Annotated in this window: 16 protein-coding genes and 1 pseudogene; 10 read left to right on the forward strand and 7 right to left on the reverse strand. The window is 59.5% G+C overall.

What is annotated here, in order from left to right; all coding sequences use genetic code 11:
• Positions 1-481: 481 nt before the first annotated feature.
• Together V5B39_RS18995 and V5B39_RS19000 are read left to right on the forward strand one after the other, a co-directional pair.
• Positions 482-709 carry a hypothetical protein gene (locus tag V5B39_RS18995; protein ID WP_332344428.1) on the forward strand — a complete coding sequence of 76 codons (228 nt, stop codon included), beginning with the start codon at positions 482-484 and terminating at the stop codon, positions 707-709.
• Positions 709-1206, forward strand: a complete 498-nt coding sequence (locus V5B39_RS19000; RefSeq protein WP_332344429.1) for a hypothetical protein — start codon at positions 709-711, stop codon at positions 1204-1206. Before V5B39_RS18995 ends, V5B39_RS19000 begins: the two co-directional genes overlap by 1 nt.
• Before the next feature lie 26 nt (positions 1207-1232).
• Here V5B39_RS19000 and V5B39_RS22280 read toward each other — a convergent pair.
• Positions 1233-1373: pseudogene (locus V5B39_RS22280) on the reverse strand (IS982 family transposase); the annotation flags it as partial.
• 86 nt (positions 1374-1459) lie between these two features.
• On the opposite strand from V5B39_RS22280, the gene V5B39_RS19005 reads away from it, so the two are divergent.
• From V5B39_RS19005 to V5B39_RS19015, 3 genes are all read left to right on the forward strand, one after another.
• Entirely contained in the window at positions 1460-1720 is a 261-nt protein-coding gene (locus V5B39_RS19005; protein WP_332344442.1) for an RrF2 family transcriptional regulator, read from the forward strand.
• Positions 1721-1978: 258 nt separating this feature from the next.
• On the forward strand, positions 1979-3178 hold the full coding sequence (locus V5B39_RS19010) for an NnrS family protein (protein ID WP_332344430.1): 1200 nt from the start codon (positions 1979-1981) through the stop codon (positions 3176-3178).
• Between the two features lie 113 nt (positions 3179-3291).
• Positions 3292-3816 (forward strand): glycine cleavage system protein R, encoded by a 525-nt coding sequence (locus V5B39_RS19015; protein ID WP_332344431.1) that lies wholly within the window; start codon positions 3292-3294, stop codon positions 3814-3816.
• Between the two features lie 49 nt (positions 3817-3865).
• Here the strand turns inward: V5B39_RS19015 and V5B39_RS19020 are convergent, their stop codons facing one another.
• From V5B39_RS19020 to clpS, 4 genes are all read right to left on the reverse strand, one after another.
• Positions 3866-4378 (reverse strand): ankyrin repeat domain-containing protein, encoded by a 513-nt coding sequence (locus tag V5B39_RS19020; RefSeq protein WP_332344432.1) that lies wholly within the window; start codon positions 4376-4378, stop codon positions 3866-3868.
• Between the two features lie 27 nt (positions 4379-4405).
• On the reverse strand, positions 4406-4900 hold the full coding sequence (gene rraA / locus V5B39_RS19025) for a ribonuclease E activity regulator RraA (protein WP_332344433.1): 495 nt from the start codon (positions 4898-4900) through the stop codon (positions 4406-4408).
• 63 nt (positions 4901-4963) lie between these two features.
• A complete protein-coding gene (clpA, locus tag V5B39_RS19030; RefSeq protein ID WP_332344434.1) occupies positions 4964-7222 on the reverse strand; it encodes an ATP-dependent Clp protease ATP-binding subunit ClpA in 2259 nt (752 codons plus the stop codon).
• On the reverse strand, positions 7223-7531 hold the full coding sequence (gene clpS / locus V5B39_RS19035; RefSeq protein ID WP_332344435.1) for an ATP-dependent Clp protease adapter ClpS: 309 nt from the start codon (positions 7529-7531) through the stop codon (positions 7223-7225). It abuts the gene before it with no gap.
• 267 nt (positions 7532-7798) lie between these two features.
• On the opposite strand from clpS, the gene V5B39_RS19040 reads away from it, so the two are divergent.
• Entirely contained in the window at positions 7799-8002 is a 204-nt protein-coding gene (locus V5B39_RS19040) for a cold-shock protein (protein ID WP_332344436.1), read from the forward strand.
• 117 nt (positions 8003-8119) lie between these two features.
• On the opposite strand, the gene moaC is transcribed toward V5B39_RS19040, so the two are convergent.
• Positions 8120-8641, reverse strand: a complete 522-nt coding sequence (moaC, locus tag V5B39_RS19045) for a cyclic pyranopterin monophosphate synthase MoaC (protein ID WP_332344437.1) — start codon at positions 8639-8641, stop codon at positions 8120-8122.
• 94 nt (positions 8642-8735) lie between these two features.
• Here moaC and V5B39_RS19050 point away from each other — a divergent pair, with 94 nt between their 5' ends.
• From V5B39_RS19050 to pabB, 3 genes are read left to right on the forward strand one after another with little or no spacing between them, the layout of a single operon-like run.
• Positions 8736-10193: a beta-barrel assembly-enhancing protease gene (locus V5B39_RS19050; RefSeq protein WP_332344438.1), complete on the forward strand. Its 1458-nt coding sequence runs from the start codon at positions 8736-8738 to the stop codon at positions 10191-10193.
• Between the two features lie 29 nt (positions 10194-10222).
• Positions 10223-10450 (forward strand): sulfurtransferase TusA family protein, encoded by a 228-nt coding sequence (locus V5B39_RS19055; RefSeq protein WP_034921512.1) that lies wholly within the window; start codon positions 10223-10225, stop codon positions 10448-10450.
• Between the two features lie 56 nt (positions 10451-10506).
• The gene (gene pabB / locus V5B39_RS19060) at positions 10507-12279 is read left to right on the forward strand and encodes an aminodeoxychorismate synthase component I (RefSeq protein ID WP_332344439.1); all 1773 of its coding nucleotides are present in this window, start codon (positions 10507-10509) and stop codon (positions 12277-12279) included.
• Positions 12280-12602: 323 nt separating this feature from the next.
• Here pabB and V5B39_RS19065 read toward each other — a convergent pair whose 3' ends face one another.
• Entirely contained in the window at positions 12603-13730 is a 1128-nt protein-coding gene (locus tag V5B39_RS19065; protein ID WP_332344440.1) for an extracellular catalytic domain type 2 short-chain-length polyhydroxyalkanoate depolymerase, read from the reverse strand.
• A gap of 262 nt (positions 13731-13992) precedes the next feature.
• Between V5B39_RS19065 and V5B39_RS19070 the strand changes: the two genes are divergently transcribed.
• Positions 13993-14292, forward strand: a complete 300-nt coding sequence (locus V5B39_RS19070; RefSeq protein ID WP_332344441.1) for an SH3-like domain-containing protein — start codon at positions 13993-13995, stop codon at positions 14290-14292.
• Positions 14293-14403: the final 111 nt, after the last annotated feature.

Genomic DNA, 14403 nt, shown 5'->3' on the forward strand with positions numbered 1-14403 from the left:
GGTAGGGCAAATTGCGCCTGCTGCATGACGAAGGGCGGAAAAAAGAGAGAGGGCATGCCGAAAGCCAGGAATATATACATACGGGATATCACTCCGATGATTATGCCGATATACTACACCAATGCCATCAAAATGTCTCTAAAAATGCTTGACCGGGAACACAGTTGCTCTCCCAGAAGCGAGAGGTGAGATTCGTGATTCGCCTAGCGACTTTCACGGTCATGGCGGTTCGATCATTCGTTCAGCATCCAGCCTGTCGATCCGCTGGCACGTCCGTGCGTTCCGGATCGGGTCAGTGGTACCGCTCGCATTGCTCCGCGTCGGCTATTTGTGGTCGGTCGCCTGGGGGAGGGCTGGACAGTTTGACAAGAGTGATCCGTCCGACGTTTGCTACACGAAAGAATCGCGTAGCGTCGGCCTGGCGTTCGCAAGTGCCCAGGCGGACTCGTGGCGAAGGTATTGATGGCCTGAGGAGAGAATCATGCGCACCATCGGTTACCGCAAAGAGCGTCCGATCAGCTTCTCGGCTTCCGCCGCTCTCTTGGCGGAGGGGGCTCGTTTTAACGATGAAATCCACCGTCTCCCGACCGGCAAGGCAACTTTTATCCCGAAAGGTGTCTTCCGGTTCAAGTCACATGAAGACGCCAATCGCCACCAAATGGATTGCCTGGTCGAAGGCATCGCCGACTCCGCCTTGGCGCGTCGCTGATGGAAGAGTACAGCCGACCGGCCACGTTGACCGACCTCAAAGCCCTGATCGCTTCGCTCAACCAACAAGGGGCCGAGTACCTCCTGATTGGCGGCTACGCGCTGTTTGCCCACGGCTACCATCGCGCAACCACGGATATTGACGTGCTGGTCCCTGCGACCCGGCAAGCCGGAGAACGCGTCAAGAAAGCTCTGATGGTATTGCCGGACCAGTCCGCGACGGGCATTGATCCCATCTGGTTCGAGGAAGGGGAAAACATCCGTTTGGCCGATGCCTTCGTGGTGGATATCCTGCTCAACGCCTGCGGCGAGACCTACGAGACGCTAGAGCCGTTTGCCGAGACGATTGATCTGGATGGCCTGCCGATCCGTACGATCAATTTGGAAGGACTGTTGCGGACAAAACAGACCACGCGGGAGAAGGACGTGGCCGACCGCATCATCCTGGAGCGGGCGCTGGAGGTGCTGCGGCAACGTTCGTCAGACTTCGGGGACTGAGAAAGCCGACGGATGTTCGGTGGCGATAATTTGGGCTGGTTGGGCATGAGACAATAAGCGATGAGGCCGGCAAGCCAGTTGACGGCGAAGTGGATGGGCGAGCGATGGTGGGTGTGCTCGATCTGACCGAGGTTTTTCAGTTTGTTGATGACGGTTTCGACGAGGGATCACTGCCGTAGCATCGCTGGTCGAAGGGATCGAGGGTGACGGGTTTCCTGTTTTTCCTGACCTTGGTTACGAAGTCGATGCCGGGATCCTTGAGAAAGGGGGCGGCCTCCGGTTTGCGCACCTACCGGAAAAAATCCGGATTAGCGAGATCGTGCGCACAGCAGAAGGGGCGGTACTGATGGTTGAATGCCTGTCCGACAATCCCGATGCCTGCCGGATCGCAGGCGTGTGCAAGCTGACCCGTGCGCTCGTCGACGCATTCGAAACACTGTACGAATCCCTCAACCGCTATACGCTTGCCGACCTGACAGACGATCGGAAGTGGCTGGCTTTGGTTTTAATATGAAAGTCGCGTATGCGACTCACGAACCTTCCCTCCCCCTCGCGGGGGCGAAGGCGGGGTTTCGCGGAGCACTGTTCCGCGCCGCCGCAGCCAGCCCGCGATGCAGCGCGGGCCGTGGGAGGGGTCGGGGGAGAGGGAAACGGTCATGACTTTCATGATCGGGGTGCCTGGAAAAGCCATGGCCGTTAGTCAACAAACCGATCGAAGCAGCGAACAACATTTCCGTAAACAAGCGCCAACTCATTCTGGATGGACATCACCATGTCAAAACTGCTGTCAGTCGTGGAACCTGGCCCACAACGAGGCGCATCGACTGCAAAATTTGCGCTCTGGGCTCTGGGTTTTCGGCCATTCTATTTGCTTGCCAGTATTTTCGCTGCATTGTCGATTCCGCTTTGGGTGGCGCAATACACGGGATACTTGCCGGTCAGTTTGCTGCACGGCTCGACCTGGCACGGTCATGAGATGCTGTTCGGGTATACGCTGGCGGTAGTCGCCGGGTTCCTCTTCACGGCCGGCCGTAACTGGACCGGACAGCCAACGCCGACCGGTGGCGTGCTGTTTGCCTTTGCCTTGCTCTGGATCGCCGGACGGGTCCTGCTGCTGACGCCCTACGCAGTCGCGGCAGCCCTGGTGAACGCTGCATTTCCGGTAGCCGTCGGGATCGGGCTGGTCATTCCCTTGGTGAAGAGCCGTAATCGGCGCAACTACTTCTTTGTCGCGCTGCTGATGCTTCTTGGGGCAGCCATTCTGGCCATGCATCTTTCCTGGCTCGGCATGCTGGCCTGGCCCGAACGGGCGAGTTTGCAGCTTGGACTCGATGTGATCCTGTTCATCATCGCGGTGATGGGTGGACGGGTGATTCCGATGTTTACCAACAACGGAATTCCGGGCACGCAAGCCATTCGCCATCCACTTGTGGAAAAGATCGCCCTTGGAAGTGTTCTGATTTTGCTGGGTGCCGATATTCTGTCGGCACCAGCAACTGTGATCGCAACCATTGCGCTGGCTGCAGCCGTGGTGCACGCGATCCGGCTCTATCTCTGGCGGCCTTGGCGAACCTTCGCGACACCGCTGGTCTGGGTGCTGCATGTGGCCTACGGCTGGATTGTGATCTACCTCGTGCTGCGTGCACTGGCGGTGCTCAGTCTGGTTGCCGAGCCACTTGCGATGCACGCGCTGACGATTGGGGCCATTGGCGGCATGACGATCGGTATGATGACACGCACCGCGCGCGGCCATACCGGCCGTCCGCTCCTTGCCGATGGCTTCGATCTGGCCTGTTTCGTCCTCGTCCAGAGCGCAGCGGTGATCCGGGTCTTCGGGGGCATGATCGTTCCCGATGCCTACCTGACCACCGTCATCGGATCGGGAATTTGCTGGTCTCTGGCGTTTGCCTTGTATGCAATTCGGTATTGGCCAGTGTTGTCGCGGGAGCGGATTGACGGCAAACCTGGGTAAGCCCTTTTGTATCTCCTTGGACGATGTGCTGCGCTCGGTCGCGACGAGAAACCGGTAGCAAGCGGCCTGACGGCAGAAGGTAAAATGGCGGCTCACTTTCCCAGGAGTCCCCCATGAACGTTTCCCTTGTTCTAACCGTGATCGGAGATGACCATCCAGGTCTTGTCGAACAGCTTGCCACCGCCATCAGTCAGCACCAGGGCAACTGGCTGGAGTCATCGATGTCGAACCTGTCCGGCAAGTTCGCCGGGATTGTCTGCGTTAGCGTCGCGGAGGCACAACTCGCTGCTCTTTCCAAAGCGCTCGCCGTTTTGCCCGGCCTGCGTATCACGTCCGAGGTTTCCCGCTTGCCCGCAGCTCAGGCCGGCCAGCGACGGTTGAAGCTTTCGCTGGTGGGTCATGACCGTATCGGCATTGTCCGCGAAGTCTCGCAGGTGCTTGCCCGGCATGCGCTCAATGTCGAGGATCTCAGCACCTACACAGCGAGTGCGCCAATGTCTGCAGAGATGCTCTTCCACGCCAGTGTCGAGTTGACTGCCGCATCAAAGCTCGACGTGAGCGAACTGACTCGCGAGTTGGAGAGCCTGTCGAACGACCTGATGGTCGATATCACGCTTGACGAAGCCGATCGCACCTGAGCGGTCTCGCTGCCTTGAGGCCACGCAGGCACGATGGGCACCATGACGACTACTTCTTCTTTTCCATTTCTCGTGCCGCCCGGATCATGTCAGCATCAAGCACGGCCGTATTGGTTCCATAGCAGCTGAACATTTCGATTTCCTCGACGACGACCGGCGGCTCAGGGTGGTATTCGCCGGCGCCGGCAGTCTTCGTGCTGTATTGCTGACCTCGCAAGCGGGCGATCATCATCTCCTGTTCGGACAGCCCAGTCTGCATACCCGGCGGGACCTTCGCCCCCAGCTCGATCAGGGCCTTGACGACCTCCTTGCGGTTGCCGCGAACAGCCATCGACAAAGGCGAGGTGGGTTGGGCATTATCCGGGGTGTTGACTTTCGCGCCACGGCTGACCAGCTCGCGGACGATGTCGGCGTATCCCATGAAACAGGCGACACCGAGCGGCAAACCAGGGTCGCCCCGACCGTCAAGTAACTCCGCCGATGCGCCAGCGTCGAGTACTGCCCGGACCTCTTGAAGACGCCCCGAGCGAATGGCTTTAAGCAAGTCTATGCCAACGTTCACACTTGATCTCCGATCCTGTGGCCTGGGTCAGCTTAATGGCTGCTCACTGACGACTACGCCATCGCCGTCAACATAAATCCATTCCCCCGGCCTGAAAGTGACGCCACCGAAACTGACGGCCAGATCGCGGTCGCCGACGCCTTTCTTGATGCTTTTCAAGGGGTGGGTATCAAGCGCGCGCAGGCCGATGTCGATACGGCTGATGTCTTCCGAATCGCGGATGCAGCCGTAGACCACGATCCCTTCCCAGGCATTCCTGTGAGCCAGGATTGCCAACTGGTCACCGACCAGCGCGCAACGCATCGAGCCTCCGCCGTCAATCACCAGGACCTTGTCCCTGCCATCTTCAGCAAGAACTTCACGTACCAGCGAGTTGTCCTCGAACAGCTTGAGCGTGACCACCTGGCCAGAGAAAGCGGATCGGCCCCCATAATGCCGAAACATGGGTGCGACGATACGGACGCTGCCAGCGTGAATTCTGGCCTCGTTGTTATCCAGCAAGTCGGGAGTCTTGAAACGCATGCGGCTGGCCTTGGTGATCGTGGTTCAGGAAATGAGCATTGCCCGTGGCATGGTCATGGCTGCTCAGGCCAGTGCCGCGTGCTCTTCTTCGAAAGTCAGCTTCACTTTCTTGTTTTCGTCGATGTCGACGGTGACGTGGCCGCCAGAAGCCAGTCGTCCGAACAGCAGCTCATCGGCCAGCGAGGCGCGGATAGTGTCCTGAATCAGGCGTGCCATCGGGCGGGCACCCATCAGCGGGTCGAAGCCTTTCGCGGCGAGTTCCTCTTTCAATGCCGTGGTGAACACCGCCTCCACCTTCTTTTCATGGAGTTGTGCTTCGAGCTGCATCAGGAACTTGTCTACTACCCGCAGGATGACGGTGTGGTCAAGCGCCCCGAACGAAATGGTGGCGTCGATCCTGTTGCGGAATTCAGGGGTAAAAATCCGCTTGATCTCGGCCATTTCGTCGCCAGCCTTCCGGGAAGGGTTGAAACCCATCGTTGCTTTCTGAATGGCTTCCTGGCCGGCATTGGTGGTCATGATGATCACCACGTTGCGGAAGTCTGTCTTGCGTCCGTTGTTGTCGGTCAGTGTGCCGTGGTCCATGACCTGCAAAAGGATATTGTAGATGTCAGGATGCGCTTTCTCAATTTCATCAAGCAACAGGACACTGTACGGTTTTTTGGTGATCGCCTCGGTCAGCAGTCCGCCCTGGTCGAAGCCGACGTAGCCCGGTGGCGCACCGATCAGGCGCGAGACGGCGTGCCGTTCCATGTATTCGGACATGTCGAAACGCACCAGTTCATTGCCAAGACAGTATGCCAGTTGCTTGGCGACTTCGGTCTTGCCGACTCCCGTGGGTCCGGAAAAAAGGAAGCTGCCAATCGGCCTGGTGGGGTTGCCCAGACCGGAACGGGCCATCTTGATCGCTCTGGCAAGGGCATCGATGGCTGCATCCTGGCCAAAAACCACGGCTTTCAGGTCACGGTCGAGATTTCTCAGGTTATTGCGGTCGTCAGACGAAATGTGGGTCGAGGGGATACGTGCAATCTTGGCGACAATCTCCTCGATGTCGATCTTGCCAATCAGTTTCTTTTGTCTGGACTTGGGAAGGATCCGCTGTGCGGCGCCCGCTTCGTCGATGACATCAATGGCCTTGTCCGGTAAGTGGCGGTCGGTAATGTAGCGTACCGAAAGTTCGACGGCCGAGGTCAATGCCGCAGCCGAGTACTTGATGCCATGATGGGATTCAAAGCGTGACTTGAGTCCCTTGAGGATTTCGACCGCTTCAGCGCTCGAAGGCTCGTTGACGTCGATTTTCTGGAAGCGCCGTGAAAGTGCGTGGTCCTTCTCGAAAATGCCGCGGTATTCGGTGTAGGTGGTCGCACCGATGCACTTCAACTGGCCAGTGGACAGAGCGGGCTTGAGCAGATTCGATGCATCGAGGGTGCCGCCTGAAGCCGATCCTGCACCGATCAGGGTGTGAATTTCGTCAATGAACAGAATTGCCTGCGGATTGTCGCTGAGCTGCTTCAGAACTCCCTTCAGCCGCTGTTCGAAATCACCGCGATACTTGGTGCCGGCCAGCAAAGAGCCCATGTCGAGACAGTAGACATTCGCTTTGGCGAGAATCTCGGGAATCTCACATTCGACGATCCGGCGTGCCAGCCCCTCGGCAATGGCGGTTTTACCGACACCCGCTTCGCCGACCAGCAGTGGATTGTTCTTGCGCCGGCGGCAGAGCGTCTGGATGACTCGCTCAAGTTCACGGTCACGGCCAATCAGCGGGTCTATCTTGCCCTGGAGGGCCAGTGCGTTGAGATTGATGGTATAGCTCTCGAGTGGGCCGGCGGCGCTGGGCTGCTCGCTTTCCGCTTCGACTTCCGGCTCGTTGCGCGGCGCGCTCTGTGGCACCTTGCTGATTCCGTGCGAGATGAAGTTGACTACATCGAGGCGACTGACTCCCTGTTTTTGCAGGTAATAGACCGCATGCGAATCCTTCTCGCCAAAGATCGCGACCAGAACATTGGCGCCGTTGACTTCCTTTCTGCCGGAGGACTGAACATGCAGGATGGCGCGCTGAATCACGCGCTGGAAACCCAGGGTCGGTTGCGTATCGATCTCGTCATCACCAGCGACAGTTGGCGTGTGCTCACTGATGAAACGGGTCAGATCCCGGCGCAGTTGCTCAATACCTGCTCCGCAGGCGCGCAGGGTCTCGGCAGCCGATGGGTTGTCGAGCAATGCCAGCAGCAGGTGTTCGACGGTGATGAACTCATGGCGCTTTTGCCGTGCCTCGACAAATGCCATGTGCAAGCTGACTTCAAGTTCCTGCGCAATCATTTAATTTTCCTCCATTACGCACGCCAGGGGATGCTGGTTGCTGCGTGCGAAGGTTGTAACCTGTTGAACCTTCGTGGCGGCGATGTCGCGCGGAAAAATTCCACAGACCCCGCGGCCCTCGGTATGAACTTTGAGCATGATACGCGTCGCGTGTTCTCGATCAAGGCCAAAAAATCTTTGCAGAACGACAATCACGAAATCCATCGGGGTAAAATCGTCGTTCAGCAACAGGACCTTGTACAGGGGCGGGGGCGCGAGTTGGGTGCGTTTCGCTTCGAGCAGGGAACTGTCTTGATGCTTTGTGGCCATGAGTTAATTCTAACCAGTCTTTACGGATGCGCAATACCAGTCTTGCCCTTTTTCCGGATCTGGACAGTGCAGCCAGCAGCAGACCTCTTGAAAACTGAAAACGCTTGACGCCGCTGCCCGATCTAGCGTAAAACGTTCAAATGCTCTTAATCTAGGCGGCTGGTTGGTGTTTATCCCTGTCCGAGATCCCTGACCGGTTGGTGTTGAATGAGAAGCATGCAAGTCGGGTAATACCCGGGTTTAGTCTTTTTTCAAGGAAGTGGCAAGATGGCAACAGGTACAGTAAAGTGGTTCAATGACGCTAAAGGTTTCGGCTTCATTACTCCGGACGATGGAAGTGAAGATCTCTTCGCTCATTTCTCCGCGATCACCATGGGTGGTTTCAAGACCCTCAAAGAGGGCGAGAAGGTTTCCTTCGACGTGACGCAGGGCCCGAAGGGCAAGCAAGCATCGAACATTTCGCGCACCTGACTTTTGGGGTGTGCAATAGGGACCCGCCTCCGGCGGGTTTTTTTGTCATCACGTCCGGATCTCGATGGCTTGCCGCCTGCTTTCGTGCCAGCGTGTGCGTCTTGTGACTTCGCTATCTTAGTTGGCAGTCCAGTGCCCTGACTTGCCGCCGCTTTTCTCAAGCAGGTGCAATCCTTCAATGCGCATCCCACGATCGACCGCCTTGCACATGTCGTAGATCGTCAGCAAACCGATACTGGCAGCGCAAAGCGCTTCCATCTCGACACCGGTGCGACCGAAACATTCGGCACGCGCTGTGCAATGCACGCTGTTGGTCTCTTTGTCGATGGCAAAATCGACCGACACCTTGGTCAGGGCGATCGGATGACACAAGGGGATCAGGTCGGCAGTGCGTTTGGCGCCCTGAATCGCGGCAATCCGCGCGACGCCAAGAACGTCGCCCTTGCTGGCCGAACCCTCGACAATTCGGGCCAGGGTTTCCGGTCGCATCAAGATGCTCCCGGTAGCCATCGCCTGTCGGTGGGTCTCGGTCTTTGCGCCGACGTCGACCATCTGCGCCTGACCTTGTGAATTGAAGTGGGTGAGAGGGTTGGTGGGCATGATGGTCAGTGAGGTAAGCCGGTATTCGCCAATCGACATCCCTGAAATGGGTCTCGTGGCCCTTGGTAACAATTAAGGACCGGGCATTGGGTATCATAGCACCCTCTCCATTCGCCGATGCTTGGGAGCCGCGTTGATCCGAACCACCTCTGCCGCCGTATTCCTGACCATCACCGTCTTGTCGGGAAGTGCCTCGCTGCGGGCAGACGAGCTTCCCGACCTCGGCGAGGCGGCGCATGCCGAACTCCCGCCGCAGCTTGAACGAAAGCTCGGCGAACGCATCATGAATGAAATCCGCCTGCGTGAGCCGAGCTACGTTGACGACGCAGAGCTTGCCGACTACCTCAATCGTCTCGGCAGCCGCCTGGTTGCTGCCAGTTCAAATCCATCACGCGATTGTCAGTTCTTCTTTGTTCGCGATAACACGGTCAATGCATTTGCGATGTTCGGCGGTTTCATCGGCGTGAACACGGGCACCTTGCTGACGGCGCAATCGGAGTCCGAACTGGCTGGCGTACTCGCACATGAAATTTCGCATGTGATGCAGAATCACCTGGCCCGGCAGATTGCCCGCGAGAAACAGAATTCGATCGCCAGCATGATTGCGATGGCCGTCGGTGTCCTGGCTGCCCGCTCCAACTCGCAGGTCGCCAGTGCTGCGATTGCGTCGGCGCAGGCCGGCTCGATTCAGGCACAACTGGCCTATAGTCGTGATTATGAAAGAGAAGCTGATCGCTTGGGGTTTCAGATGATGACCCAGGCGGGTTACGACGTGCGCGGCATGGGCGACTTCTTTGGTCGCTTGCAGCAGGCCGGGCGAGTGTATGAGAACAACGCGCCGGTCTACCTGCGCTCGCATCCGCTGACCCTGGAACGAATCTCCGACATGCAGAACCGAGCGCAGGGTGCTCCCTATCGGCAGGTCGCCGACAGCCTGGACTTTCATCTGGTGCGCGCCAAACTGCGCGTGCAGATGAGCACACCACGCGAGGCAGCCAACGAGTTTGGTAAGCAGTTACGGGACAAGAAATATGTTTCCGAGGCAGCCACTCGCTACGGAGTCGCGTACTCACTGTTGAGGTCCAAGGAAGTGGCGGCCGCACAGCGAGAATTCGATGTGCTGATGGCACTCAAAGTGTCTTCGCCGATGATCGCCGGTCTTGCTGCCGAGATCAGGATGGCGGCCAATGATCCGGCTGGCGCACTGGCGATCTATCGCGATGCCTTGCAGCGCTATCCACAGTCCAGGGCGCTGGTTTATGGTTACGCCGAAGCACTGCTGGCCGTGGGGCAATACGAACAGGGCCAGCATTTTCTGGACTCGCAATTGCAGGTCTACAGCTCGGACTACAAGCTGTATGGCCTGCAGGCCAGAACCTTTTCGGCGGCGGGCAGGCGTCTCCAGCAGCATCGGGCGCAGGCCGAGTTCTATCTGCTGCAGGGACAGTTGGGGCCGGCGGTTGAACAACTGCAGTTTGCGCAAAAGGCTGCCGACGGCACTTTCTTCGAACAGTCCGCAGTGGACGCCCGTCTGCGTGAATTGCGCAAACTGCAGATGGAGGAGGCCAAGGAGAAGCGGAATGGCGGGTAAAATACGCCTTTCGTTGGGGGGGCCGGGCCATGCATTTCGATCGAGAATTAGATGTCAAGGGGCTGAATTGCCCGTTACCGATTCTGCGTACCAAGAAGACTCTGTCCGAAATGTCTCAAGGAGAAGTGCTGCACGTACTGGCGACCGATCCGGGTTCGCTCAAGGATTTCGAGGCCTTCGCCCGGCAGACCGGTAATGAGCTGCTGTCGAGCACTGAATCGAACCGGGTCTTCGAGTATTACCTCAAGCGCAAGTAAGGAATCGCCTGGCGGACGGGTTCTTGCTGCGGCATTCCTTGCCTGAGCGCCGATTGATGCCTGTCCGCTTCGCCTTGTTTGACGGTGATGGAGGAAGTGCTCTGCTGCTGAGCAACCGGTGTCGATCCATCGTGCTCGACGCCGCGGCCGATCCTGTACGGGTTTTTGAGGTGATCGAGGGGGCGCTTGCGGCCGGAAACTGGGTGGCACTGGCGGCCGATTATGCTCTCGGTGCAAGCCTCGAACCGGTTCTTGCCAGGTCACCAGCGAGGAGGCCCTTGCTCCGGGCCTGGGTATTTGCGCAGGCAGAGTGGCTTGACGCGCCGGCAGTCGATACGTTTCTTGCCGAGCAAGTGGCCGTGCTCCCCGAGTATCAACGGCTGGCCGGAATCGCTGATCTGTCGCCTGGCGTCGATGCGGCCAAGCATGCCAGGCAGGTCAGGCAGATTGGTCACTGGATCGCCGACGGCGACTGCTACCAGATCAATCTGACTTTTCCGCTGACCTTCCGGATCTACGGTCATCCGCTGGCACTGTATGCGCGCTTGCGCCAACGGCAGCCCGTTCGCCATGGGGGCTACGTCGGCAGTGGCGAGGAAGCGATTCTTTCCTTCTCGCCGGAACTGTTTTTCGAGCGCTCGGGAAACCGCGTCGTGACGCGTCCGATGAAAGGCACGGCGCCGCGTGGCGGCACAGCGCTGGCTGATCAGGAGCAGCGGGCGGCGCTGCTCGCTTCGGCGAAGGAGCGCGCCGAGAACATCATGATCGTTGACCTGCTGCGCAATGACCTGGGACGACTGGCGCAGCCGGGCAAGGTGCGCGTCGAGGCCTTGTGCGAGGCCGAAGCCTATCCCACGCTCTGGCAGATGGTGTCTACAGTGACCGCAGAACTGCCGGCAATGCCCCTGATCGAGCTGTTCGGCGCGCTGTTTCCCTGTGGATCGATCACCGGTGCACCGAAGATACGCGCCATGCAGCGCATTGCCGAACTGGAAGAATCGCCGCGTGGCCTGTACACCGGGGCTCTGGGCTGGTTGGCGCCGACTGGCGACTGCCGTTTCAATGTCGCCATTCGCACCATCGAAATGGGAACTGACCGGCGGGCGTGCATGGGGGTGGGTAGCGGCATCGTCGCCGGCGCGGAGCCGGCGTCCGAGTATGCAGAATGTCTGCTCAAAGGGAGTTTCCTGACCGCTTTCGATCCGGGATTCGAGTTGTTCGAAACCTTGCGCCTCGAAGACGGAGGGTATCCCTGGTTGCCTTTGCACCTGGATCGCTTGCAGGCTTCCGCTCGCAGCCTCGGTTTCGCCTGTGCGCTGTCGACCGTGTCCGCGGTGCTGGCGTCAGAAGCTGCTGATCGACCGCGTGGAGTCTTTCGCGTTCGTCTGACGCTTGCGCATGACGGCAGTTGTCGCGTCACAGCGTCACCTCTCATGGACGAACCCGACCGCCAGTGGAGCGCACGCCTGGCGGCTGAAGCACTGCCTGATGACGACTACCTGCTGCGCCACAAGACCACGGCGCGCGCCCGTTATGAGCGGGCACTGGCGGCGTTGTCGGCATCCCCCGCAGTCTTCGACACGATCTTTCTCAACACGCGCGGCGAGGTTTGTGAAGGCGCACGCAGCAACGTCTTCGTCGAGCGCGACGGGCTGCTGCTGACGCCGCCTCTGCATTGCGGCCTGCTGCCTGGTGTGCTGCGCCGCCAAATGCTTGAATCGGGGCGTGCGCTTGAACAGGTGCTACGGCTCGACGACCTGCGCGGGGCTTCCCGGCTGTATCTGGGCAATGCCCTGCGCGGCCTGCTGCCGGTGTCGCTCGAAAGGTGAGCCAGCCCTGCCGCTGCCGCAGCAGAGCCTCACGGTCATGACTTTTCCAGGCTCCCCCGACCATGAAAGTCATGACCGTCCTGCCGTTTCTGGCTCCTCGGCCGTTTCGGCCACCATGCCTTCCTGCGTCCGCACCGACGTTAATGTGAAAGTCGCGTCAGCGACTCACGAATTTCCCCTCCCCACTCGCGGGGGAGGGGCTGGGGGAGAGGGAAACGGTCATGACTGGCATGATCGGGGTGGCTGGAAAAATCATGACCGTTGGCATGGCCATCGCCGACCGGCCGCACAGTCTGGCCCTGGACTCTGCCGCGTGGCCGACATCAACGCTGGCGCGGCGCAGCCAGGCGTTTGAGCATGGCGCGCACGGCGGCAATCTGCAGGCCCTCACGGGTCGCGTAAGCACTGCCGGAATAGCCCCACCAGTCCCAACAGCCCGAGGGGTTGTATACCCATTTCCAGGACCCGAAGGCGAAGCCAGTGCGCGGTACGGTTTGCGGGTAGAGCACGATGATGCGGTTGTTGTCAGCCCAGGCGTTGTACCCGGCGCCCTCGACGAAGCGTCGCCCAATCTGCGCGGCGCTCTGGCGACAGCCGTGAAAGGCGACATGCACCCGGCAGACCGCGTTACGGCAGTCCTGCGGCACATAGACGTAAGCCTCGTCGGCGAGTCCCGCATCGATCGCCTGGCCGTCGACAAAAGGCCGTTGATCGAACCTCATGACTTCGCCACGCGCTGTGCCACCCGCTGCCTGCAGTGGGCCGAGCATCTGGGCAAGCATTTCGCCGGCAGCGTCGAGATTGCCGCAACGGTTGATGAACGGCGCCTGCATGCTGCTGCAGGCATTGGCCTTGCGATCGGCGACCGAGATCATCGCGTGCGCGGCTTCGGGGACCTTGACGAAGCGAATCGCTGCCGGCGGCAGCCACTCGGCGTAGAAAGCCGCCAGCCGCTCGACGACTGCGGTATGCACGGTCTCATCCTTGCCGCCGGAGAGCAGCCAGACGCGGTCATCGCGCAGATGTTCGAGGGAATCGATGCGGTCGGCGCGCGCCAGTGCCTCGGCGTGCGCCCGCAGTTCGGCGACCGACGGCAGTTCTGCCCAGGAGGACGGCGACATGCAGCGGGTGAGCGCACGCAGGATCGAACCTTCGGCGCAGTCATACGGTCCGCCGGCGATGATACCGGCGCCACGCACCAGTTGCGAATACGCGACCTGGAACTGTACCGCCATGTAAGCACCCGAAGAAACGCCGGAGACGGTCAGTTCGCGCAGGTCGGCAGCCAGTGCCGGCAGTTCGGCGAGCATTCCCGGCCGTTCGGTGTGCACTTCCGGCCGTTCGGAACCGGCACCCGGCAGTCGCGGTGCCGCGATCACGACCGGCAGGCTGAACATCAGGAAGACAAGGGCGGTCAGGCAGCGCAGGAAAGCGGCGGTGATCATGGTCATGGCGTGGTGTGGTAGGTGGCGATGATGAAAATCTGGACAGCCCATGCCAGCAGCCTACAGGGTCGCCCCTTGGTTTGCCAGGCATTCCATTGGTGACGGTTGGCAGGATAAAGCCGATGTCAATGCGTAAATCCTGATCTGTTGACCGGCAGGACAAATTCATCCTGACGTTCCGTCGTGGCGAGATTGACGTCGGTTGATGGGGGCTCGTATACTTTTGATTACAGCGTTGCATTTACTATCCTTTCTGAACGAGGTGTCCATGCAAAATCCATTCCCAGCGCTGAATGTCGTGAAGGCCCTGGGTGAGGAACCCGCTTTCAGGGCAGGCGACAGTGTCCGAATCTCGGTTCGCTATCCCGTCGGACATTATCGCGTGCCGGCTTACATTCGGGGCAAGCTTGCGACCGTGGAAGCGGTGATGGAACCGCCCGCGGTCAACAACGAGGAGGAAGGTTTTGGGCGCAATGCGGGCTCCAGAGGCCACTATTTTCGCGTGGCCATCCCACTGACCGCTTTGTGGCCTGGCTATGCCGGCTCCCTTCTGGTAAGTATTCGGTGAACCCGTGGGCCAAGTCTGACCTTGACGATCGGCGCTAGCGACACAGAATTGAGCGGAAGTTCCTGTGCAGGGGATGGAGCCAGATATCCTTGATCGGCAGGATAGGCTTGG

This window comes from Accumulibacter sp. (assembly GCF_036625275.1).
GTDB lineage: Bacteria > Pseudomonadota > Gammaproteobacteria > Burkholderiales > Rhodocyclaceae > Accumulibacter.

Bases quoted from the DNA above. Each gene is read 5' to 3' on its own strand.
- V5B39_RS19065 (WP_332344440.1), bottom strand. From the start codon at position 13,730: ATGACCATGATCACCGCCGCTTTCCTGCGCTGCCTGACCGCCCTTGTC.
- moaC (WP_332344437.1), bottom strand. From the start codon at position 8,641: ATGTCGATTGGCGAATACCGGCTTACCTCACTGACCATCATGCCCACC.
- rraA (WP_332344433.1), bottom strand. From the start codon at position 4,900: ATGCGTTTCAAGACTCCCGACTTGCTGGATAACAACGAGGCCAGAATT.
- pabB (WP_332344439.1), top strand. From the start codon at position 10,507: ATGCCTGTCCGCTTCGCCTTGTTTGACGGTGATGGAGGAAGTGCTCTG.
- clpS (WP_332344435.1), bottom strand. From the start codon at position 7,531: ATGGCCACAAAGCATCAAGACAGTTCCCTGCTCGAAGCGAAACGCACC.
- V5B39_RS19010 (WP_332344430.1), top strand. From the start codon at position 1,979: ATGTCAAAACTGCTGTCAGTCGTGGAACCTGGCCCACAACGAGGCGCA.
- V5B39_RS19000 (WP_332344429.1), top strand. From the start codon at position 709: ATGGAAGAGTACAGCCGACCGGCCACGTTGACCGACCTCAAAGCCCTG.
- V5B39_RS19040 (WP_332344436.1), top strand. From the start codon at position 7,799: ATGGCAACAGGTACAGTAAAGTGGTTCAATGACGCTAAAGGTTTCGGC.
- V5B39_RS19070 (WP_332344441.1), top strand. From the start codon at position 13,993: ATGCAAAATCCATTCCCAGCGCTGAATGTCGTGAAGGCCCTGGGTGAG.
- V5B39_RS18995 (WP_332344428.1), top strand. From the start codon at position 482: ATGCGCACCATCGGTTACCGCAAAGAGCGTCCGATCAGCTTCTCGGCT.
- V5B39_RS19015 (WP_332344431.1), top strand. From the start codon at position 3,292: ATGAACGTTTCCCTTGTTCTAACCGTGATCGGAGATGACCATCCAGGT.
- V5B39_RS19055 (WP_034921512.1), top strand. From the start codon at position 10,223: ATGCATTTCGATCGAGAATTAGATGTCAAGGGGCTGAATTGCCCGTTA.
- clpA (WP_332344434.1), bottom strand. From the start codon at position 7,222: ATGATTGCGCAGGAACTTGAAGTCAGCTTGCACATGGCATTTGTCGAG.